This is a genomic window from Aurantimonas sp. (genome assembly GCF_964217435.1).
Lineage (GTDB): Bacteria > Pseudomonadota > Alphaproteobacteria > Rhizobiales > Rhizobiaceae > Aurantimonas > Aurantimonas coralicida.
The window spans coordinates 56,720-77,479 of sequence record NZ_CAXPJM010000020.1; the positions used below are offsets into that span (position 1 = coordinate 56,720).

A 20,760-nucleotide genomic window follows, 5' to 3' on the forward strand; every position below is an offset into this window, starting at 1 on the left:
GCGGGGCAGGCGGCGTCACAGAGTCGACGGTTTGACGGTGCAGCGTACGGACATGAGGCGCGATATGCGCGGATGCACGGGGCTTGTCAATTGCGCGGGCCGGGTTCGGCCCACCCGACACGCCCTGGTCTCGGGCCCGCCGACCACGCTTCGGCCCCTGCCTGGCAGGGCCTTGTCGCCGCTCAGGCGGCGGCCTCGCGCGGTCGCGCCGCTTCCCTGAGCTGCCGGGCGATCTCGTCCCAGGTCCGCTGCTCGCCGGGCTTGACCGTGCGGGCGGCGCCGAGGCCCTCGAGCGCCTCCAGCGTGATCGCCTGCTGCAGGGCGCCCGCATCCTGGACGAGGCAATAGAGCATGACGTGGAACTGCAACTTGCCGATGTCGGAGGTGCCGACCGTCACCTCGTAGCCCGGCCCGGCGATCTCGGCGCCGGCCTTGCCGGCCGCCAGCCGGTGGAAGCGCGTCGCCCGGTCGAGATCGTCGGCGAGCGCAGCTTCGGCAGCCGCCTCGATCCGCGCCTTGGTCTCGCGCACCGGCACCGGGCCTTCGAGCGTCAGGGTGAAGCGGTGCGGGAAGAAGTGCCGGGGCTGGGCGCCGACGCGCACCGGTCCGGTCAAAAGGATCGCGTTCGGCAGCATCACCACGCGGCCGGTGCCCGAATGGCCGAGATGATGGGGCGGCAGCTCCATGATCGTCGTGGAGAACAGGCCGTGATCGATTACCTCGCCATGGATGCCGTTGATGTCGATGCGGTCGCCGACCTTGAAGAGATGACCGCCGAAGCGCAGCACCGAACCGGCGATGCACATGATCAGCTCCTTGGTCGCTACGACCAGCGCCACCATGACGGCGGCCAGCGAGAACAGGAGGTTCTGGATCTCGCTCAGCCAGATACCGAGCAGCGCCACGGCAACGACGGCGTTGGTGATGGCGCGGATGGTGAAGCGGCGCTGGCGGGCCTCGATCGGATCGGTGTTGCGGGTGGCGAACCATTCCCCGGCCCAGCGCAGGCCGAATGTCGCCACGAGGATCGCGAGGCTCCACATCAGATTGTCGGCGATCGGGGTCGGGATGAAGAACGGCACGCAACTCTCCATGGCGTTGCCGGGCCGGGCCCTTGCGGGCCGGCTGCCAGACATGCGCCGACGCTTCCTTCGTATCGCCCGCTTATGGTCCCGCGCGGTTAACGGCGCCTTGACGGAACAAGGCCATTTGGCGGCATTTCTCGGGGCGCCCCTGCCGGCTCGGCCACAATCTGCGGACCGTGCGCCGGATCGGCAGGGTGTCCAGCGGCGTCCTTTGGTGTAAAGCCGGCACGATGAATGGCACCATGGAGGATACGCCAAGATGACGACCCGCAAGCTCCTGCTTTTGCCCGGCGACGGGATCGGCCCCGAGACGACGGCACAGGTGGAGAAGCTCACCGCCCTGATGAACGAGATGGTCGGCGCCGGCTTCGAGACCGAGACCGCGCTTGTCGGCGGCTGCGCCTATGATGCGGAAGGCGCGCCGATTTCCGACGCGACCATGGAGCTTGCCATGGCCAGCGACGCGGTGCTGTTCGGGGCCGTCGGTGGGCCGAAATGGGATGGCGTCGACTACGACAAGCGCCCCGAGGCCGGGCTTCTGCGACTGCGCAAGGACATGGAGCTCTTCGCCAATCTGCGCCCTGCGATCTGCTATCCGGCGCTGGCGGGCTCGTCCTCGCTGAAGCGCGAGGTGATCGAGGGTCTCGACATCCTGATCCTGCGCGAGCTCACCGGCGGCGTCTATTTCGGCGAGCCCAAGGAGATCATCGACCTGGGCAACGGCCAGAAGCGCGCCATCGACACGCAGGTCTACGATACCTACGAGATCGAGCGCATCGCCCGGGCCGCCTTCGACCTCGCCCGCACCCGTCGCGGCAAGGTGACGTCGATGGAAAAGCGCAACGTCATGAAGTCGGGCCTCTACTGGAACGAGGTCGTCACGCGCATCCATCGCGACGAATATGCCGATCTGGAGTTGGAGCACATGCTGGCTGACGCCGGCGGCATGCAGCTTGTGCGCGCGCCCAAGCAGTTCGACGTCATCGTCACCGACAATCTGTTCGGCGACATGCTCTCCGACATCGCGGCGATGCTGACCGGCTCGCTCGGCATGCTGCCCTCGGCCTCGCTGGGCGCCGCCGACGAGAAGACCGGCACGCGCCGGGCGCTCTACGAGCCGGTGCACGGCTCGGCGCCGGACATTGCCGGCAAGGGCGTCGCCAACCCGCTGGCGATGATCGCCTCCTTCGCCATGTGCCTGCGCTATTCCTTCCAGATGGTCGCCGAGGCCGATGCGCTGGAGGGCGCGGTCGCCGACGTCCTGGAATCGGGCGTGCGCACTGGCGACATCATGGGCGAGGGCTGCCGCCAGGTCGGCACCGAGGAGATGGGCGACGCGGTGGCCGCACGCTTCCGCGAGACGCTCGCCAAGGCCGCCTGAACGGGGCCAGCAACGGCAGGAACGATCATCCTCGCGTGACCGGGACGCAACCGCTCGGGGACATCTGCGTTGTTTGCGCAAGATAACTTCGACAGGAGCGCAGGATGATCAAGAGCATTCTCAAGGCAGTCATCGTCGGCTGGGTGGCCAAGAAGTTCCTCGGCCGCGGCGAAGAGCCCCGCCGGGCACCACGCCGGGCCTGACCTTACCGCCCGTCGAACAGACGGCGACGACATGAAGACGGCCGGCCTCGCGAGAGGCCGGCCGTTTTTCGTTCAGGACCTTGAAAAGCGCCGTGGCGGCGAAGTCTACATGTGCTTCATCAGCTTGTTGCGCAGCGTCTTGCGGTCGCGGCGGCCGCGCATCTGCCGCGTCTCCACCGAATGCGGCACGATCTGCCGGTTGCCGTCCTCGTCCTTCTTGATGGCGAAACTGCGCGTCGCGCCGACCGGCATCCGCTCGGTGCCGTAGAGCGCCACCACGGTCAGCACGAAGGTGTCGATCGTGGCGTTGCGGGTGAATTCCGGATCGGTGCTGGTGATCTCCTTCAGCAACTCGTCGAAATGCCCCAGATCCATGTAGCGCCCGGTGCCGAGGCTGCCCTGGCGCATGGCGGAGTGCGGATCCTCGCCCAGGTCTTCCGGTAGGTCGCGCAGGTCGGTGAGCGTGTATTCGCGCGTCTCGTCGCCCGCGGTGACCGTTGCCAGCAGGCTCGTCACATAGACCTGTTCGGCGCCCATATTGGTGATCAGGCAGCGCGAGCGGATGCCGTGACCGGCGCCGCGGGTGATCAGGATGGAAGACCGGCGCTGGCGCCGGTAGCTGGTCACCATGATCTGCAGATAGACACCCCAGACGCCGAGCATGGCGGCGTTCAGGACGACGTTGAGCGCGCCGCTGTTGTCGGTCATCCAGGTGAGCATGCCGGCCGATCCTTCCGGTTCTGCGCCTGCGGCGACCAGAAGGCGATCGCGCCGGCAATGCTCCGCCTAACTGCCGCGGATGTGGCGCGCGGCAACCAGCCGAATGATCCGCCGTCTATCGACCGCTGGCTGGAAAGGCCCCCCGCGATGACAGCGGAACAGGCTCAGGCCCAGGGACGGCGCTCGGCCAGATCCTGTTCGTAGGAGCCGATGGTCTCGGCCTTCTCCATGGTCAGGCCGATGTCGTCGAGACCGTTGAGCAGGCAGTGCTTGCGGAACGGGTCGATCTCGAAGGTGATCTCGCCGCCGTCGGGGCCGGAGATGGTCTGGGCTTCCAGATCGATGGTCAGGCGGGCATTGGCGCCGCGCTCGGCGTCGTCCATCAAGAGTTCGAGCTGCTCGGGCGTCACCTTGATGGGCAGAATGCCGTTCTTGAAGCAGTTGTTGTAGAAGATGTCGGCGAAGGACGTGGAGATCACGCAGCGAATGCCGAAGTCGAGCAGCGCCCAGGGCGCATGCTCGCGCGACGAGCCGCAGCCGAAATTGTCGCCCGCCACGAGGATCTCAGCATTGCGGTAAGCCGGCTTGTTGAGGACGAAGTCCGGGTTCTCCGAGCCGTCCCGGTTGAAGCGCGACTCGGCGAACAGGCCAGCGCCGAGGCCGGTGCGCTTGATCGTCTTCAGATAGTCCTTGGGGATGATCATGTCGGTATCGATGTTGATGATCGGCAGTGGCGCCGCGATCCCGGTCAGGCGGTCGAATTTCTGCATGGCTCCATCCCCTTGGCTCGCCGATGGTGTCGGCGGATGTTCCTCGCCCGGGGAGATAGCATGGCGCCGCCGAGGCGCAAACCGAGGCGTCGCCCAGGCCGGCCCGGCGATTGCCTCGCGCGGCTGAATCGGCCATGACATCGGCCATGACCACGCCCTTTCGCCCCCGCCGCTCGCTGCTCTTCGTCCCCGGCGCCAATGCCCGCGCGCTGGAGAAATCCGACGGTCTCGCCGCCGACGGCCTGATCTACGACCTCGAGGATTCCGCCGCCCCGCACGAGAAGGACGCGGCGCGCGAGCGCCTGCGCACGCATCTGCAGGACAGCTCCTTCACGGGCGAGCGGATCGTACGGATCAACACGCTCGACACGCAATGGGGCACCGAAGACCTGCTGATGGCGCGCGGCGCCGGGGTCGATGCGATCCTGCTGCCCAAGGTCGAAACCGTTGCGATGCTGCGGGAGGCCGCGGTCGCGCTGGCCGAAACCGACGCACCGGAGACGCTGAAGCTCTGGGCGATGATCGAGACGCCGCTCGGCATTCTCGACGTCGGCACGATCGCCCGCGAGGGCAGCCGGAACCGGCTCGGCGCACTCATCGTCGGGCCCAACGACATCGCCCTGTCGACGGGCATCGAACCGGGACCGGACCGGGCCGAACTGATGCCGTGGATGATGCAGATCGTCGTCGCGGCGAAAGCCTACGACCTCGCCGTTCTCGATGGCGTCTATGCCGATTTCCGCAATGCGGAGGGCTTTGCCGCCGAATGTGCGGCCGGCCGGCGCATGGGCTTCGACGGCAAGACGCTGATCCACCCGAGCCAGATCGCGGCGGCCAATCAGGCCTTTTCGCCCGATCCGGAGGCGATCGTCTGGGCCGAGCGGGTGGTCGCCGCCTTCGCAGAGCCTGAAAACCGGGACAAGGGCGTCCTGCAGATCGATGGCCGCATGGTCGAACGGCTGCATCTGACCCAGGCGCAGGCACTTCTCCAGATGCGCGACAAGATCGCCGAACGCGGGACGACGGCATGAAACTCTACCGCTTCCTCTCCGGGCCGGACGATTCCAGCTTCTGCCACAAGGTCTCGCTGGCACTGTCGAAAGGCTGGGAACTGCACGGCGCGCCGACCTACGCTTTCGACGCGGCGTCGGGCACGATGCGCTGCGGCCAGGCAGTGACCAAGATCGTCGAGGGCCGCGACTACGACCCGGCCATGAAACTCGGCGAGCAATAACCGACATTCTGCAAGGAAGCGGTTCGGCGGGATCGCCGGATCGCGGGACCGCCATGCCGGACGCAACGAAACGCCATCTGGAATCGGCCGTCGGCTACGGCATCGGCTGTGCCGCCTTGGGCCTGTTCGGCGCCGCCTGCCTGACGGTCTTCGCGCTGCTGGCGCTTGCCATGCCGATGACCGTCTCGATCGTCACCGGCACCCTGGCGGTGCTGGCGTTTCTGGGCTGGCGCAAGCGGCGACGGCGTCAGGCGACCGAATCCTCCAGTGCCTCCATGTCCTCGTCCGACAGGCCGAGATGATGGCCGATCTCGTGGATCAGGACATGTGAGACGAGGCTGCCGAGCGTCTCCTCGTGCTCGGCCCAGTAATCGAGGATCGGCCGGCGATAGAGCAGGATCCGGTTCGGCAGTTCACCGGTGACCGGGCTGCCGAGATCGCCGATGCCGCGGCCCTCGAACAGGCCGAGAATGTCGAAGGGGCTGTCGAGCGCCATCTCCTTGACGACGTCGTCGTCGGGAAACTCGGCGATGAGGAAGCGGATCTCGCCCGACAGGGCCCGGAACTCGGCCGGCAGCTCGCCATAGGCCTTGATGGCGATGGCCTCGATCACGTCGAGGCCCGGCGCCATCCGCCCTTCCCAATCCGCGGGCGTCGCGCCGTTCATGGGCGGATCTCCTGATGTCGGCCGTCGCCGGGCGCGGTCTGGCCGTACCAGGCCGCGGCGGCCTCGATCTGCTCCTCGGTGAGGTGCTTGGCGATGTTCGTCATGACATGGGCATAGGCGGTGCCGCCGCGCTCCCCCTCCTTCCACAGATGCAACTGGGTCTTCAGGTACCATTCGGGCTGGCCGGCCAGCCGCGGATAGACGGCGTTGCGGGCAGGCTCACGATTGGCGCCATCGGCGCCGTGGCAGCTTTCGCAGGCCGGCAGCTTGCGCTCCGGCAGGCCGTCTTCGGCAAGCCGTCGGCCCAGCGCCAGGAGCCCTTCGCGCGTGTCGGGCGGGCCCGATGCCGCTTCCTCCGGCACGGCGCGTTCGGTCTCGGTCTTCGGCGCTTCGGCAGGTGGCGTCGCTGCGGCTGCGTCTGTTCCGACCCCACCCGTCGCCGCCGGGCTGCCGGGTCCTTCGACGGCGGCGAAATGCTCGGCGAGACGCGCCAGCATCTCGGCATCGTAGCGCCGGGCCGGCGGCTGCATGAACCCGCTGGCGCGTTCGCCGTTGGAATAGGCTTGCAGGCTGGCCAGAAGATAATCCGCCGGCTGTCCGGCCAGAACCGGAAAAGCGCCGTCAGGTCCGCGGCCATAGCCGTCGCGGCCGTGGCAGCGGGCGCAATCGGCCAGCGCGTCCTCGAAGGCGAGTTCGGCGCCGTTGGACAGGATGGCGTTCTGCGCGCCATTGCTGCCGTCGAGCCCGCCATCTGCGCCGCTCGCCAGCGCCAGATCGTCATAGGCGGCGGGCGACATGCCGGGCAGGGCGCGCAGGAAGGCCACCTGCGCCCAGACCTCGTCGGCGCGGGCCTGCGTCGGCCAGGCCGGCATGCCGGTATATTTGATGCCGTGCTGGACGATCCAGAACAGCTCGCGGTCCGACCATTCGGGCACACGTCCCTCGAGGCGCGGCGGGTGCGGCGTCATCGACAGGACGACCGGCGACTGGGCCTCGACCGGGCTGCCGTGGCAGACAGCGCAGCCGGTCGCGAAATGCCCGGCGCCGCGCTTGACCAGCGCCGGGTCGGACAGGTCGAGATCGTCGGGAACGCTGACCGCCAGCGACTGCTTTTCGGCGGCGTTGCCCATCACCCAGTGCAGGAACCAGCCGAAGGGCGGAAAATGCCCGGAGGAGGCGGAGATCGGCACCATGCCGGACCAGCCGAGGGCGAAGGCGGCGACGACGCCGGCGGCCGCCGCGGCGCCGATCCGCTTCCAGGTCAGGATGAAATCGATCCGCTTGCGCATTACCGGCAGTCCGCGATCATGATGACGGGCAGGACGTCGAAGATGACGCCGACGAAGGACAGGGCGGCGAGCAGCAGCGTCGAGAATTCCAGGAACCGCTCGCGGTCCTCCGGCGTGTCGCGATCGTGGCGATGGCCGCCGCCCCCGGCCGACCAGTCCCGCCAGGCGCGGCGAAAGCCGTAGGCGATGGCCAGCAGCGACAGGAGCGTGACGACGCCGATGGCGATCCGCGCCGTCGCAAGATCCTTGAACAGCCAGCTCTGGGGCGCACAGGCATAGGCCGCCACCGTGTAGCTGAACAGGAAGTGCAGCGCCCAGACCAGCGGTGCCGCGATCAGCGTCCACAGATCGTCATAGGTGCGTTTGTCGACCGACATGTTCGCCTCCTAGACCAAGAGCGGGAAGAGCGAGATCGTCACCACGGTTGCCAACGCGGTCGCGGCCATGAAGTGCCAGTAAAGCGCGACATTGTGGATATCGATGTCGAAGACCGGCGTCAGCCTGCCGGCCAGCGAACGGGCAAGGCAGTAGGCCAGCATCAGCGCGCCGACCGCGCCATGGGCAGCGGTCCAGATGACCAGGGTCCAGACGATCGCCGGATGGACATGGACCGTCGGGTCCATGTTGGTGGCGTAGGGCGCCCAGACCAGGGCCGCCGCGGCCGCCAGGCTGATCGCCGCCGCACCGCCCATCAGAAGCCGCGACAGGCCGACATGGGCGCGGCTGTTGGCGACGAGCGCCGCCTGCGCGCCGATCCAGGCCGCCGCGAACAGCCCCAGCGACACCAGCGGCCAGAGCAGTCCCGGGCCTTCCGAGACCGGCGGCGGGAAGTCGGCATGGATGGTGAAGAAGAAATAATAGCCGAAGGCGAGCCCGGCAAAGGCGGTGCCGTCGCCGATCATGGTGATGAACATCGCCCACCAGCCGACCGAATGCGGGCCCGACGTATAGAGCGGCAGCGACAGGCCGCGTCCGACGTCCTTCTCCATCTTCTCCGGGACGACGGCGGTGCCGCGCCACAGCCAGAGGATGATCGCCGCCGTCGCCAGCACCATCGCGGCGATGGTGGCGTACCAGTAGTGGAAGGTGGCGAGGATGAAGACCGCGCCGAGGAAGATCGCCGCCCAGAAGGTCATGAAGGTCGGCCCCGGCACCCGCAGGCACTGGATCGGCCGGCCGTCGAGGACGCTGGTGACGATGGTCTCGCGTTTCATCTCGACGGCGTCGGGCAGATAGAACCGGCCCTTGTCGACGTCGTCGATGAAGTTCGGCTGGTCCCAGATCGGATAGCGGGTGCGCACCAGCGGAATCGAGCGCACGCCCCAGGCTTCGCCGGGCATCTCGCCGAGCCATTCCAGCGTGCCGGCGTTCCAGGGATTGCGCTTGGCATAGGGCTCCTTGCCGCGCGGCCGCAGGACATCGGCCACGACCACCAGGAAACCGGCGGCGAAGACGAAGGCGCCGATGGTCGAGATCAGGTTCGGGATTCCGAGGCCCAGCGCCTCCGGATAGGTCCAGACCCGTCGCGGCATGCCCATCAGGCCGGACCAGTGCATCGGCATGAAGGCGACGTTGAAGCCGACGAACATCAGCCAGAAGGCGATCTTGCCGAAGCGGTCGGACAGCTTTCGCCCACCGATCAGCGGCCAGTAATAATAGACGCCGGCGAGCAGCGGAAACAGCATGCCGCCGATCAGCACGTAATGGAGATGGGCGACGATGAAATAGGTATCGTGGGCCTGCCAGTCGAAGGGGGCCAGCGCGATCATCACGCCGGTCAGCCCGCCGATGACGAAGATCGCCAGGAAGCCGGAGACGAACAGCATCGGCACCGAATAGATCACCCGGCCGGTCAGGAGCGTCGCCAGGAAGACGAAGATCTGCACGCCGGTGGGGATCGCCACCGCCTCGGAGGCTGCCGAGAAGAAGCCGAGCGAGATCGACGGCAAGCCCGTGGCGTACATGTGGTGGACCCACAGGCCGAAGGACAGGAAGCCGGTGCCGACGGCCGCCAGCACGATCCAGGAATAGCCGAGGATCGGCCGCTGGGCGAAGGTCGGCACGATCATCGCCAGAAGGGCGATGGCCGGCAGGAAGACGATGTAGACTTCCGGATGGCCGAAGATCCAGAACAGATGCTGCCACAGCATCGGGTCGCCGCCGCGCGTCGGGTCGAAGAAGGGCCAGTTGAACAGCCGCTCCAGCTCGAACAGGATGTCGCCGGCAATCAGCGGCGGGAAGGCGAAGAGGATCATCCCGGCGACGACCAGCACGTACCAGCCGTAGAGCGGCATCAGGTTGAGCCGCATGCCGGGCGGCCGGCACTTGAGCGTGCCGACGATCAGCTCGACCGCGGCGGCGATCGAGGCGACCTCGATGAAGGACAGGCCCAAGAGCCAGATGTCCGGGCCGTAGCCGGGCGAGAACCGCTCCTGCGTCGTCAGCGGCGGATACATGAACCAGCCGCCCTCGGGGGCCGAATCGAAGAAGATCGAGCCGCAGACGAAGACGCCGCCGATCAGGAAGCACCAGTAGCCGAAGGCCGACAGGCGCGGGAACGGCAGGTCGCGCGCCCCCAGCATCTGCGGCAACAGGATGATCGCCACGGCCTCGAAGATCGGCACCGCGAACAGGAACATCATCACGGTGCCGTGCAGCGTGTAGACCTGGTTGTAGAAGGACGCGGTCAGAAAGTCGTTGTCGGGCACCGCCAGCTGGCTGCGGATCATCAGGCCGAGAACGCCGGCAAACAGCATGAAGGCGAAGGAGGTCGCCGTGTACCAGATGCCGACTTCGGTGTTGTTGACCGCCGACCAGTAGCGCCAGCCCTTGGGGGCGGCCCAGACCGTGCGCAGCCGGTCCTCCTGCTCGCGGCGGACGGCCGGATCCTCCTGGTCGCGATCGCTCGCGCCGGTGATCGCCGGGTTGTCGAAGGGTATCTCGCTCATTCGAGGCGTCCGAGCCATTGGGCGATCGCGTCGATCTCGGTGTCCGGCAGGACGCCGAAGGACGGCATCTCGACGCCCGGCTTGACGTGATCGGTGGAGTGGATGAAGCGGGCGATATTGGCGACATTCGTCGGCAGCAGGCCGGCGGCGATGGTCTGGCGCGAGGCGATATGGGTGAGGTCCGGGCCGACGCGGCCGTCGGCCTCGGTGCCACGGACCGTATGGCAGGCGCCGCAGCCATTCTTCAGGAACAGCGCCGCGCCGGGATCGTCGGTGATGGCGGCCGGCTGGGCCAGGGCCGCGACGCGCGCGTCGTATTCGGCCTGCGGCACCACCACGACGCGCAGGCCCATCTGGGTATGGGCGTCGCCGCAGAATTCGGCGCAGACGCCGTTGTAGATGCCTTCGCGGGTCGGCTCGAGCACCAGCCGGTTGACCCGACCTGGAATCGCGTCGGTCTTGCCGGCAATGGCGGGGACCCAGAAGGAATGGATCACGTCGGGGCTACCGAGCAGGATCTCCGTGCGCCGGCCCAGCGGCAGCCAGAGCTCGTTGGCGCTTTCGACGCCGCCGGCGGGCAAGCTGCGCACTGCGCCCGGCTCGCCCTCGACATCATAGGAGATGCGCCACCAGAAGCGCTCGCCTGAAACCGCGATGGTCGGCCCGTTTGCGGGGCGGCGCAGCTCCGGCATCATGGCCAGGCCCCAGATCAGGAGGCCGGCGAGGACGACGACCGGAAAGACACCGCCACCCCAGATGATCAGGTAGAGGCCGGTGCGCTCGCTATGGGCGCGGGGCCGGGTCTTGGTGGCGTAGATGCCGAGCCCGATGACGAACAGCCAGATGGCGACCGATCCGACCAGCATGACCCAGAACAGGAAGGCGACGTCGGTGGCTTCGGCGCCGGCGCCCTCGAAGACCGATTGCGGTCCGGCGCAACCGGCCAGGAGCGCCAGTCCGGCCAGGGTGGCGAGACGCGCGAGCCGGCCCGGCCGCAAGGCGGCGGGCAATCTGCGACGGCTGGAGGTCCCGGTCGTGAGCGGCCGCGATGCCGGCATCGTCATCCTTTCGATATGGCGCGGTCGCCGGATTTCCGGACGCCCCTCGTGGCGCCCTTATCGGCAGATAGGCGCCGTCCGGGCTTCGGCCAGAACGAAAGTGACGACCGGGCCCACATCGCTCTCAGCAGGCCGGATCATTGGAAATTGCGACCCTTGGGCAGCACCTCCCGGCTCTGGCGTTCGGCCATGCTGCGCTGGATCGGGCCGTCGCTTGCCGCCACCATGCGCAGGTGCCGGTGGGCCAGCCGCTTCTCGTCGATCGGCCGGCGCACCTCGTCGGCGCGGGCAAGGGCGGCGCCGAGCGAGACGGCGAGCTCCGCCGCATCCACGTCGCCGGCCTTCGCCGCATCGGGGGCAAGGCCCGCCGGACGGCTGGAGGGGCGCCGCAACGGGCTCTTCACGTGATCGGCAGGGGCCAGGGCGTAGTCCGTCGTCGCGCCGCCATCGGCAACGCGCATCAGGAGCGGCGTCAGGTCCTCGATGGTCTGGGCGACGACATGGATGACCCCGTACGCGGACTGCATCCGGCCGGTCACCTTGACGAAACGGGCCCCCAGGACGAGGGCGCGGTGGCTTTCGAAGACCTTCGGCCAGACGATGATGTTGGCGGTGCCGGTCTCGTCCTCGATGGTCATGAAGATGACGCCCTTGGCCGAGCCGGGCCGCTGGCGGATCAGGACGAGGCCGGCGACCGTGACCCAGCTGCCCGAACGCAGGCGCTCCAGCCGTTCGTCGGGGATGACCCGCAGGGCCTCGAGGTCGCGGCGCACGAAGCTCACCGGATGCGCCTTCAGGGACAGCGACAGGAAGCGATAATCGTTGATCACCTCTTCGCCGACCGGCATCGGCGGCAGCGTGGCGTCGGGCTCGGCCTGCAGGTCGCGGGTCGCCGCCTGCTCGAACAGCGGCAGCCGCTCCGACGAGCCCTTGGCGTCGAGCGCCCGGCAGGCCCACAGCGCGTCGCGGCGGCTGTAGCCCAGCGAGGCGAAGGCGTCGGCATCGGCCAGCCGCTCGATGGTCGCGCGTTTCAGCCCCGAGCGCAGCCACAGATCGCGCACGGAATCGTAGCCCGCGCCCCGCGCAGCCACCAGCGTGCGCATGTCGGCCTCGCCGAGGCCCTTCACCTGCCGGAAGCCGAGACGGACCGCATGGCGCGTGCGGATATGGTCGCGCATGCTGGCATTGCGGGCCTTCATCCGCCCGGGGTCGAAGGCGGCAGCCTCCAGTGTCTGGTCCCAGTCGGAGCGATTGATGTCGACCGGCCGCATCTCGACCCCGTGCTCGCGGGCGTCGCGCACGATCTGCGCCGGGGCGTAGAAGCCCATCGGCTGGGCGTTCAAGAGGGCGGCGGCGAAGACGTCCGGATAATGGCATTTCAGCCAGCAGGAAGCATAGACCAGCAGCGCGAAGGAGGCGGCGTGGCTTTCGGGAAAGCCGTATTCGCCGAAGCCCTCGATCTGCTTGAAGCAGCGCTCGGCGAAGTCGCGCTCGTAGCCGCGCGCCACCATGCCCTCGACCATCTTCTTCTGGAAGGTGTGGATGGTGCCGACCCGCCGGAAGGTCGCCATGGCGCGGCGCAGCCGGTCGGCCTCGTTCGGCGTGAAGCCCGCCGCGACGATGGCGATCTTCATCGCCTGTTCCTGGAACAGCGGCACGCCGAGGGTGCGGCCGAGCACCTCGCGCAGTTCCTCCTTGGGGAAGGTGACCGGCTCCAGCCCCATCTTGCGGCGCAGATAGGGGTGGACCATGTCGCCCTGGATCGGGCCGGGCCGCACGATCGCCACCTCGATGACCAGATCGTAGAAACAGTCGGGCCGCAGCTTGGGCAGCATGGTCATCTGCGCCCGGCTCTCGATCTGGAAGACGCCGAGCGTGTCGGCGCGCTGGATCATCGCATAGGTGGGCTGGTCGTCCTGGGCCTTCGACAGATCGGCCAGCGTCAGCGGCAGGTCGTAATGCTGCTGCAGGAGATCGAAGGCCCGGCGCAGGCAGGACAGCATGCCCAGCGCCAGGATGTCGATCTTCAGGATGCCGAGCTCGTCGAGATCGTCCTTGTCCCACTCGACGATGGTGCGCCCCTCCATGCCGGTGTTGAGGATCGGGACCACCTCGTCGATGCGGCCCTTGGTGATGACGAAGCCGCCGACATGCTGGGACAGATGCCGGGGAAAGCCGGCAAGCTCGGCGGAAAAGGACAGGACGTTGGCGGTGGTGGCGTCCTTGGCCGATAGGCCCGCGGCCGCGGCCTCGCGCTCGCCGAGATCGGCGGAGGAATAGCCCCAGACCGAGCCGGACAGGGCCGAGACGGCATCTTCCGACAGGCCGAACGCCTTGCCGACCTCGCGGGCGGCCGAGCGCGCCCGATAGGTGATGACGGTGGCGGCGATGGCGGCGTTGTCGCGGCCGTAATGCTCGTAGATGTACTGGATCACCTCCTCGCGGCGCTCGTGCTCGAAGTCGATGTCGATGTCCGGCGGCTCGCGCCGGTCCGAGGAGATGAAGCGCTCGAACAGGAGGCCGGCCCGCTCCGGCGAGACCTCGGTGACGCCGATGCAGAAGCAGACGACGGAATTGGCCGCCGAGCCGCGGCCCTGGCACAGGATGCCCTTCTCGCGAGCGCCCTTCACGATGTGGTGGACGGTGAGGAAATACGGCTCGTACTGCAATTCGCCGATGATCTTCAACTCGTAGTCGATCCGCGTCGTCACGCTGGCCGGCACGCCCTCCGGATAGCGCCAGCGGGCGCCCTCATGGGCGAGGTGACGCAACTCCTCGGCCGGCGAGCGCGACAGCTTCAGCGCCTCGTCGGGATATTCGTAGGCAAGGCTCTTCAGGTCGAACTGCAGCTCGGCGAAGAACCGGCCGGTCTCGGCGATCGCTTCGGGATAATGGCGGAACAGCCGCTCCATCTCGTGCGGCGCCTTCAGATGCCGCTCGGCATTGCGCGCCAGAAGGAAGCCGGCCTCGGCCAGCGGCACATGCTCGCGGATCGCGGTCATCACGTCCTGCAGCCGCCGCCGGCCGGGCGCGTGGTGGAAGGCGTCGTTGGTGGCCAGCATCGGCGTGCGGCAGCGCGCGGCCAGATGCGCGGCCCGCGCCATGCGACGCTGGTCGAGCCCGTCATGGGCCGGCGCGACGGCCAGGCGGACGGCGCCGCCGAAGGCCTCGCGTAGCCGGTGCAGCGGGTCGGCGAGGCCGGCCTCCATTGCCGCGGCATCGCCGTCCTGGCCGCAGCCAAGCGCCTGCGGCGCGATCATCGCGAGGTTCAGCCCCTCGCCCCATTCCAGAAGGTCGGCAAGGGTGAGGATGCAGCTTCCTTTGGTTGCCCGCAGATTGCCGCGGCTGAGCAACCGGCAAAGCCGGCCCCAGCCGGCACGATCGCGCGGATAAGCGAAGATGTCGGGCGTCGCGTCGGAAAACACCAGCCGGGCGCCGGGCGCATAGGGCAGTTCCGCCTCGCGGGCGGCCTGATGGGCGCGCACGACGCCGGCCACGGTGTTGCGGTCGGCAATGCCGAGACCGGCAAGCCCCAGGCGGTGGGCGGTGACCACCAGCTCTTCCGGCTGCGATGCGCCGGCAAGGAAGGAAAAGCAGCTGGCGACGCCGATCTCGGGAAAGGCCCGGGGCTCGCGATAAGGCTCGATCCTCATGCGAAGATGCCGTGCAGGAACCAGGCCGGGCGCCCGTCCGGCACCTGCAGTTCGGGGTCGACGGCCGGATCGGCGCAGCCCTCACGAAACAGCCAGAAGCGGCGGCCGGCCTCGTCCTCGACCCGATAATAGTCGCGGGCCGCCGCGTCGGGCTGGCGCCACCATTCGCCGGCGATGCGTTCCGGCCCCTCGGCGCGGCGCACCACGTGCAGCGCCCGGCGCCAGCGAAACTTCAGCGGCGCGCCGTCCGGCACCTCGAAGCTCGCCTCGATCGCTTCCGGCATGGCGAGCAGCCGCAGCGGCCGCGGCGCCGTCTGCGGCGCGGCGACCGGTGCCGGCCTTGCCAGCGCCGCCGCGCCCGCCGCCATCGGCCGCCAGCGCTCGGCCCGCTCGGGCCAGTGGCTGGCGACGGCGTCGAGGCGCAGGACGCTGGCCTCGCCGAGCCGCGCCCCGAGCCGGTCGACGAGGCTGCCGAAGGCGTCGCTGCCGACTGTCTCGCCGGACAGGTCGGTCTGCAGGTCCGGCATCGGCTCGGTGGCGTAGATGGCGAGCTTGACGAGATCGTAGCCGAAGCCGGCGTCGAACTCCTCGCCGAGCCCCTTCATGCGCTCGCGGAACAGGCGCTGGATGGCGGCGGGTTCGCGCACCGGCCGCGAGGCGCCGACCACCAGCCGGTTGACCGCGCCGTCGACGCGAAACAGCGACAGTTCGAGCTGCCGCGCCCCGACGCCGCGCCGCTCCAGATCGCCCTTCAGGCGCGCAGCCAGCAGCAGGAGGATGCGCTCGACGTCGTCGGTCAGGCTGATCGGCTCGAACAATCGCCGCTCGGCGGTCAGGTCCGGCACCGGCCGGCGCGGGCTGATCGGCCGGGAGGCGCGGCCGAGCGCGGTATCGAGACGGGCGAGGAGATCTTCGCCGAAGCGCCGCGCCAACCCGGCGCGGGGCAGCGCCAGCAGCGCGTCGATGGTCTTCAGGCCGAGGCGGCGAAACATCGCCGCGACCGGCGGCTCCAGCCGCAGCGCGGCGACGGGCAGCGGCGAAACCGCGGCCAGCTCATCGTTCTCGGCGACGATGGCGCCGCCGCGCCCCCTGCCGCCGCCGACCAGCGCCAGGGCCGTGCCGGCATGGCTGGCGATCGCCGCTAGGGCGGCGAGGCCCTGATGGAACAGCCGCACCAGGAGATCGTCCATCAGCGCCTTCTCGCCGCCGAAGAGATGGGCGCAGCCGGAAATGTCGAGGACGAGACCGTGCGGCGCGTCGAGGGCGACGAGCGGCGTGTAGCGGTCGCACCAGTCGGCGACCGCCTCCAGCAGCCGCCGGTCGGCGGCCGGGTCGGCAAGCATGACCTCCATGTCCGGAAACCGCGCCTTTGCCTCGGCCAGACCGCTGCCGGCCGCCAGACCCATGGCCTCGGCCGCCTCGCAGGTCGCCACGATGCGGTTGGCGTTGCCGACGGTCTCGTAGAGCGCCAGCGGCGCCGGGCGGCCGCTTTCGCCATCGTCGTCGTCGGCCGCTCCCTTACGAGGCGCGTCGGAGCGCCACGACCGTCCCATCCGCTCGCGCCGGATCCGGTCCGTCGACAGCCGTGGAAACGACAGGGCGAGATAGCGGTTCGGAACGGGCCGGGGGGCCGAAACGTCGCTCATGGGAATTCCACTCCAGGACTACATGCTGCGGGCGACCGTCGCGGGATTTCTCCACCGTGACGTCGAAGACCGGGTGGCCGATGAGCTTGTCGCGATCGGCCAGGTCGGCGACGCGGCTCGCCGGCCCCGGTCGGATCCGCAGCCGCAGCGGCGCGGCGGTGGCCTCGGGACGGGCGCTCTGGCGCAGGAGCAGCAGGGGCAGGCCGGCGTCGCGGGCGCGCAGATGCAGTCGCCGGGTGCCGTCGAGGCCGAGCCGGGCGGGATTGCCGCGCACTTCCAGGATCGCCATGGCCAGCGCCCGCGAGGTGGCGGCCTCCTCGCCGGCCCAGGCCGCCTCGTCGAGCTTGCGGGTCTTGACGAGGCAGAGCGCGGCGGGGTCGAGGCCGAAGCTCGCGAGCCCCGGCAGATAGGGAAGCCCGGCCTCGGAAAACGCCATCATGTCGCCGATCCACAGGAGCGGCCGGCCGGGGCGGGCGCCGAAGCGGATCGCCAGCGCCAGCGCGAAGCCGGCGAGCGAGCCGCCGTCGCGGGTCTCGTCGAGATGGATTTCGGCCAGTCCCGCCGCCGGAAAGCCGCCGCCGAGCGCCGTATCGGCCGCCGCGTCGCCGAGCGACAGGAGCTTCGGCGCCGCGCGCCGCACGGCTGCCGCGTCGCCCTGGCGGCGGGTGTCCGCAGCGGTGTTTTCCAGCCGGCAGACCGGCTCGCCCTCGATCTGCGCGATGCGCTCGCGCAGCTCCGACAGGGCACGATTCCTAGCAAAGTCCCGGTCCGTGCCATACAGGCGAACGGGCGCGGGCGGGGCCGCGCGCCGGGGGGCGGTCAGCGCGGCGGGATCGGTCGAGGCCATAGGATTCTCCTTCGATCACAAGGGATTCGCGATCGCTCCGCCTCACCAAGAGGTTTGTTCCTGATATGTTCCTATGGATTCCAGAGCGGCCCTGGAGAGTCAAGCCGAGTCTGCTCAGGGCCCGAGCGCCGTTTCCGGAAAGGGCAGGATTCCTAATCCTCTGGCTTGCGACAACCACGCAAAAAGGCCGCCGCGAGGGTGTCGCGGCGGCCTTTCGAAAGGTCTGTGGATGGTGGGTGCGGTCAGGCGCCCTTGGTGACGTGCGGCCGTTCGCCGACGAAGAAGAACGGCCGCAGGCGCACGCCGAGAACCGAGCCGGCATAGGCCGCGACCAGCCACAGCCAGCCATGCAGGCTGCCCGAGGCGATGCCGCCGAAATAGGCGCCGATATTGCAGCCGAAGGCGATTCGCGCGCCATAGCCCAGCATCAGTCCGCCGATCGCCGCGGCCAGGATGGAGCGCAGCGGAATGGCGAAGTTCGGCGCCAGCCGGCCGGCAAGGGCCGCGGCAAGGAGGGCGCCGAGAATGATGCCGAAATTCATCACCGAGGTGATGTCGGCGAAGATGCTGGAGGATAGCGCCGTCGCATTGCCCGGCTGCTGCCAGTAGGACCAGGCGGAGGGATCGACGCCGCCGAGTTCCGACAGCTTGGCGCCCCACAGGGCGAAGGCCGAGGTGATGCCCCAGGGGCGCCCGGCCAGCGCCAGCGTGACGAAGTTGAGCAGCGCCAGCGCGATGGCGCCGGCGACCAGCGGCCACGGCCCGCGGGCAAAGCGCGCCAGACCGTGGCGCTTCGGGGCGTCGGCCTGCTCCAGCCCGCCATGGCGGCGCTTTTCAACGAGGATCGTCACCACCGCGATGGCCGCGAAGATGGCGAAGGACAGAACGATGCCCAGCGGCGCGCCGACACTGTCGACGACCGAGACCGGTTCGAAGGCCGGCAGCGCCATCCACCAGTCGAAATGGATCGTCGCCAGCAGCGAGCCGATGATGAAGAAGGCCAGCGTGATCAGCATGCGGGCATTGCCGCCGCCGGCGGTGTAGAGCGTGCCGGAGGCGCAGCCGCCTCCCAGCTGCATGCCGATGCCGAAGATGAACGCCCCGACCAGCACCGAGGTGCCGACCGGCGAGACGAATCCCGAGACTTCCTGGCCGAACAGGCTGCCGGCGGCCAGCGCCGGGAAGAACAGCGCGACGGCGATGGCGAGCATCACCATCTGGGCGCGCAGGCCCCGGCCGCGACCGTCGCGGATGAAGTTGCGCCAGGCCGAGGTGAAGCCGAAGGCGGCATGGTAGAGGACGAGGCCGAAGGCGCCGCCGACGACGAAGAGCGCGGCAATGCGCGGGCTCTGGCCGAAGGCGAGACCCAGCGCGCCGATGAGGGCGAGGCCGAGCGCGACCCAGGCGGCCGGGCTCACGGCGCCGCTGCCGGGGGCGCGGCCCGCCATGGTGATCTGCGACATGGATGTCTCCGTGGAAATGCAAGCTGTTGCGACGACAGATAGGGTCGGGCTGCGGGACCGACGACGCACAGCATGCTCCGCCGGGCAGCAGGAGGCGAAGATTGTTCCCCGCAAGGGCCGATCCGCGCCAAGCGCATCATCTCGGGCGCCGTGAGGCTTTCGTGAGCCGGCTACATCCGGATGCGGCGCAGCGCGTCGGCCGGTTCGCGGCGACCGCGCCATTGCTTGGGATAGCCGAAGGAGACCTCCTCGAAGGCGACGCCGTCGATAGTCTTGGACGAGGGCATGTGCAGATGGCCGGAGATCACGGCCCGGGCGTTGTAGCGGGTGTGCCAGTCCTCGGTGCGGGTGGTGCCGCACCAGATCGAGAAGCGCGGAATACGCGGCAGGCGGGCCAGATCGCGGCGTAGCGGCCAGTGGTTGACGAGGATGTTGGGCACGCCGTCGTCGAGCCCGTCGAGGCGGGCCGCGGTCGCCGACACGCGCGCCGCGCACCAGGCGCTGCGGCTGGCATGGGGATCGGCCGGCAGGAACTGCTCGTCGGAGCAGACCGGCCCGCCCTCGCGGGCCCAGGCGACGGCGTCCTCATGGGCGACATCGAAGGGCCGGAAGGAATAGTCGTAGAGCAGGAACATCGGCACGATGCGCACGTCCTGTCCGTCGATGGCAACGACCGGATAATCATCCTCCGGCGTCAGCACGCCGCGGGCCCGGCAGCGTTCCACGAAGTGGTGATAGCGCGCCTCGCCGCGCAGCGGCACGCCCTCCGAGGCCACGGCCCAGAGTTCGTGATTGCCCGGCACCCAGACGACCTGCCGATATTTCGGCTGCAGGACGTCGAGGGCCAGGTCCAGATGGCGCTCGGTTTCGCCAACGTCACCGGCGAGGATCAGCCAGTCGTCCGGATGCGCGGCAATCTCGTGGATCGCCTCGCGATTGGCCGGGTGGCCGAGATGCAAGTCGGCGACGGCGAAGAGCTTCACGATGCGCCGTCCGTGGCATCGATGTCGTTGACGGAGTCCGACAGCGGAACGGTGCGCAGGAAGCGCACGCTGTCGATCCGGTCCGGCGGCGAGGCCGCGAAGGCCAGGCGATGGTCGTCCGAGACGCTCCGGCGCAGGAAGGCCCAGCGGGCCGGATCGTCCGGGCAGCCTTCATGGAAGGCAATGGTCGGCCGGTCGGTGGCGTCGTCGAGCGTGAAGGAGAAGCCGTCCAGCGGCAGGGCCAGCCCCATGCCGCGGGCCTTGATATAGGCCTCCTTCAGGGTCCAGACCGCGAAGAACCGCTCGGCCAGCGCCGGGCCGGTCGCCGCGCGCACCCATTCGGCTTCGGACGGCGAGAAATAGCGCCCGGCCAGATCGAAGGTGGCGCTTTCCCGGCCGACCGCCTCCACGTCGACGCCGATCTCGCAGCCCCTGGAGACGGCCAGCGCGACGAGGCCGCGGGTATGGGAGAGGTTGAACACGAGGCCGCCCGCCGCCTCGCCGACGATCGCCGGCCGGCCATGGCGGTTGGTCTCGAAGCGCCAGTCGGCGGGCGCGATGTCGCGGTAGCGCGACAGGGTGGTGCGGACCAGCGCCCGGCCGACCAGGAACTCGTCGCGGGCGCCGGCCACCTTGTAGCGGTCGTGGCGCTCGGTCTCATGCGGGTCGAGGAGCTTGCGATAGGCAGCGCGCTCGCTGTCGCCGATATCGGCCAGGAAGGTCAGCCAGATGGCGACACCGTTCTCCGGCAGGGCAGGGGCGCTGGTGGTGGGATCGATCGGTGGCAAGGCGGTCCTCGGCGGCACGGCGGCC

Annotated in this window: 18 protein-coding genes; 4 read left to right on the plus strand and 14 right to left on the minus strand. The window is 69.1% G+C overall.

The genetic code is table 11. From position 1 onward, the window contains the following. Positions 1-182: 182 nt before the first annotated feature. Positions 183-1,136, minus strand: a complete 954-nt coding sequence (locus ACEQX1_RS08665) for a mechanosensitive ion channel domain-containing protein (RefSeq protein WP_370195506.1) — start codon at positions 1,134-1,136, stop codon at positions 183-185. 208 nt (positions 1,137-1,344) lie between these two features. Here ACEQX1_RS08665 and leuB point away from each other — a divergent pair, with 208 nt between their 5' ends. Beyond that, a complete protein-coding gene (gene leuB, locus ACEQX1_RS08670) occupies positions 1,345-2,466 on the plus strand; it encodes a 3-isopropylmalate dehydrogenase (protein ID WP_230787750.1) in 1,122 nt (373 codons plus the stop codon). A 308-nt stretch (positions 2,467-2,774) separates the two neighbouring features. On the opposite strand, the gene ACEQX1_RS08675 is transcribed toward leuB, so the two are convergent. Together ACEQX1_RS08675 and leuD are read right to left on the minus strand one after the other, a co-directional pair. Beyond that, a complete protein-coding gene (locus ACEQX1_RS08675) occupies positions 2,775-3,389 on the minus strand; it encodes a hypothetical protein (RefSeq protein WP_370195505.1) in 615 nt (204 codons plus the stop codon). A 164-nt stretch (positions 3,390-3,553) separates the two neighbouring features. After that, a complete protein-coding gene (leuD, locus tag ACEQX1_RS08680; protein WP_024349365.1) occupies positions 3,554-4,159 on the minus strand; it encodes a 3-isopropylmalate dehydratase small subunit in 606 nt (201 codons plus the stop codon). A 146-nt stretch (positions 4,160-4,305) separates the two neighbouring features. Between leuD and ACEQX1_RS08685 the strand changes: the two genes are divergently transcribed. Genes ACEQX1_RS08685 through ACEQX1_RS08695 form a run of 3 tightly spaced genes read left to right on the plus strand, consistent with a single transcriptional unit; the run spans position 4,306 to position 5,695 of the window. After that, a complete protein-coding gene (locus ACEQX1_RS08685; RefSeq protein WP_370196731.1) occupies positions 4,306-5,190 on the plus strand; it encodes a CoA ester lyase in 885 nt (294 codons plus the stop codon). Beyond that, entirely contained in the window at positions 5,187-5,393 is a 207-nt protein-coding gene (locus ACEQX1_RS08690; RefSeq protein WP_370195503.1) for a DUF1737 domain-containing protein, read from the plus strand. Before ACEQX1_RS08685 ends, ACEQX1_RS08690 begins: the two co-directional genes overlap by 4 nt. Positions 5,394-5,446: 53 nt before the next feature. Continuing rightward, complete coding sequence (locus tag ACEQX1_RS08695; RefSeq protein ID WP_370195502.1) at positions 5,447-5,695, plus strand: hypothetical protein; 249 nt, start codon at positions 5,447-5,449, stop codon at positions 5,693-5,695. On the opposite strand, the gene ACEQX1_RS08700 is transcribed toward ACEQX1_RS08695, so the two are convergent. The 11 genes from ACEQX1_RS08700 to ACEQX1_RS08750 form a co-directional block, all read right to left on the minus strand. Continuing rightward, positions 5,641-6,060: a metallopeptidase family protein gene (locus ACEQX1_RS08700; protein WP_370195501.1), complete on the minus strand. Its 420-nt coding sequence runs from the start codon at positions 6,058-6,060 to the stop codon at positions 5,641-5,643. The genes ACEQX1_RS08695 and ACEQX1_RS08700 overlap by 55 nt on opposite strands. Next, entirely contained in the window at positions 6,057-7,349 is a 1,293-nt protein-coding gene (locus ACEQX1_RS08705) for a c-type cytochrome (RefSeq protein ID WP_370195500.1), read from the minus strand. The genes ACEQX1_RS08700 and ACEQX1_RS08705 overlap by 4 nt, the downstream gene beginning before the upstream one ends. Continuing rightward, positions 7,349-7,726, minus strand: coding sequence for a hypothetical protein (locus ACEQX1_RS08710; protein WP_009211180.1), 378 nt, complete (start codon positions 7,724-7,726; stop codon positions 7,349-7,351). The genes ACEQX1_RS08705 and ACEQX1_RS08710 overlap by 1 nt, the downstream gene beginning before the upstream one ends. Before the next feature lie 9 nt (positions 7,727-7,735). Then, positions 7,736-10,297, minus strand: coding sequence for a cytochrome c oxidase subunit I (gene ctaD, locus ACEQX1_RS08715; protein WP_370196732.1), 2,562 nt, complete (start codon positions 10,295-10,297; stop codon positions 7,736-7,738). Then, positions 10,294-11,307, minus strand: coding sequence for a cytochrome c oxidase subunit II (coxB, locus tag ACEQX1_RS08720; RefSeq protein WP_370196733.1), 1,014 nt, complete (start codon positions 11,305-11,307; stop codon positions 10,294-10,296). Before coxB ends, ctaD begins: the two co-directional genes overlap by 4 nt. Positions 11,308-11,492: 185 nt before the next feature. Then, entirely contained in the window at positions 11,493-15,008 is a 3,516-nt protein-coding gene (locus tag ACEQX1_RS08725) for an error-prone DNA polymerase (protein WP_370196734.1), read from the minus strand. Further along, the gene (locus ACEQX1_RS08730; protein WP_370195508.1) at positions 15,005-16,561 is read right to left on the minus strand and encodes a DNA polymerase Y family protein; all 1,557 of its coding nucleotides are present in this window, start codon (positions 16,559-16,561) and stop codon (positions 15,005-15,007) included. The genes ACEQX1_RS08725 and ACEQX1_RS08730 overlap by 4 nt, the downstream gene beginning before the upstream one ends. Further along, positions 16,527-17,501 carry an ImuA family protein gene (locus ACEQX1_RS08735; protein WP_370195496.1) on the minus strand — a complete coding sequence of 325 codons (975 nt, stop codon included), beginning with the start codon at positions 17,499-17,501 and terminating at the stop codon, positions 16,527-16,529. The genes ACEQX1_RS08730 and ACEQX1_RS08735 overlap by 35 nt, the downstream gene beginning before the upstream one ends. Positions 17,502-17,743: 242 nt before the next feature. Then, complete coding sequence (locus tag ACEQX1_RS08740) at positions 17,744-18,964, minus strand: YeeE/YedE family protein (protein WP_370195495.1); 1,221 nt, start codon at positions 18,962-18,964, stop codon at positions 17,744-17,746. A 170-nt stretch (positions 18,965-19,134) separates the two neighbouring features. After that, the gene (locus ACEQX1_RS08745; RefSeq protein ID WP_370195494.1) at positions 19,135-19,947 is read right to left on the minus strand and encodes a metallophosphoesterase; all 813 of its coding nucleotides are present in this window, start codon (positions 19,945-19,947) and stop codon (positions 19,135-19,137) included. Further along, positions 19,944-20,735 carry a 4'-phosphopantetheinyl transferase superfamily protein gene (locus tag ACEQX1_RS08750; RefSeq protein ID WP_370195493.1) on the minus strand — a complete coding sequence of 264 codons (792 nt, stop codon included), beginning with the start codon at positions 20,733-20,735 and terminating at the stop codon, positions 19,944-19,946. Before ACEQX1_RS08750 ends, ACEQX1_RS08745 begins: the two co-directional genes overlap by 4 nt. Between the last annotated feature and the right edge of the window lie 25 nt (positions 20,736-20,760).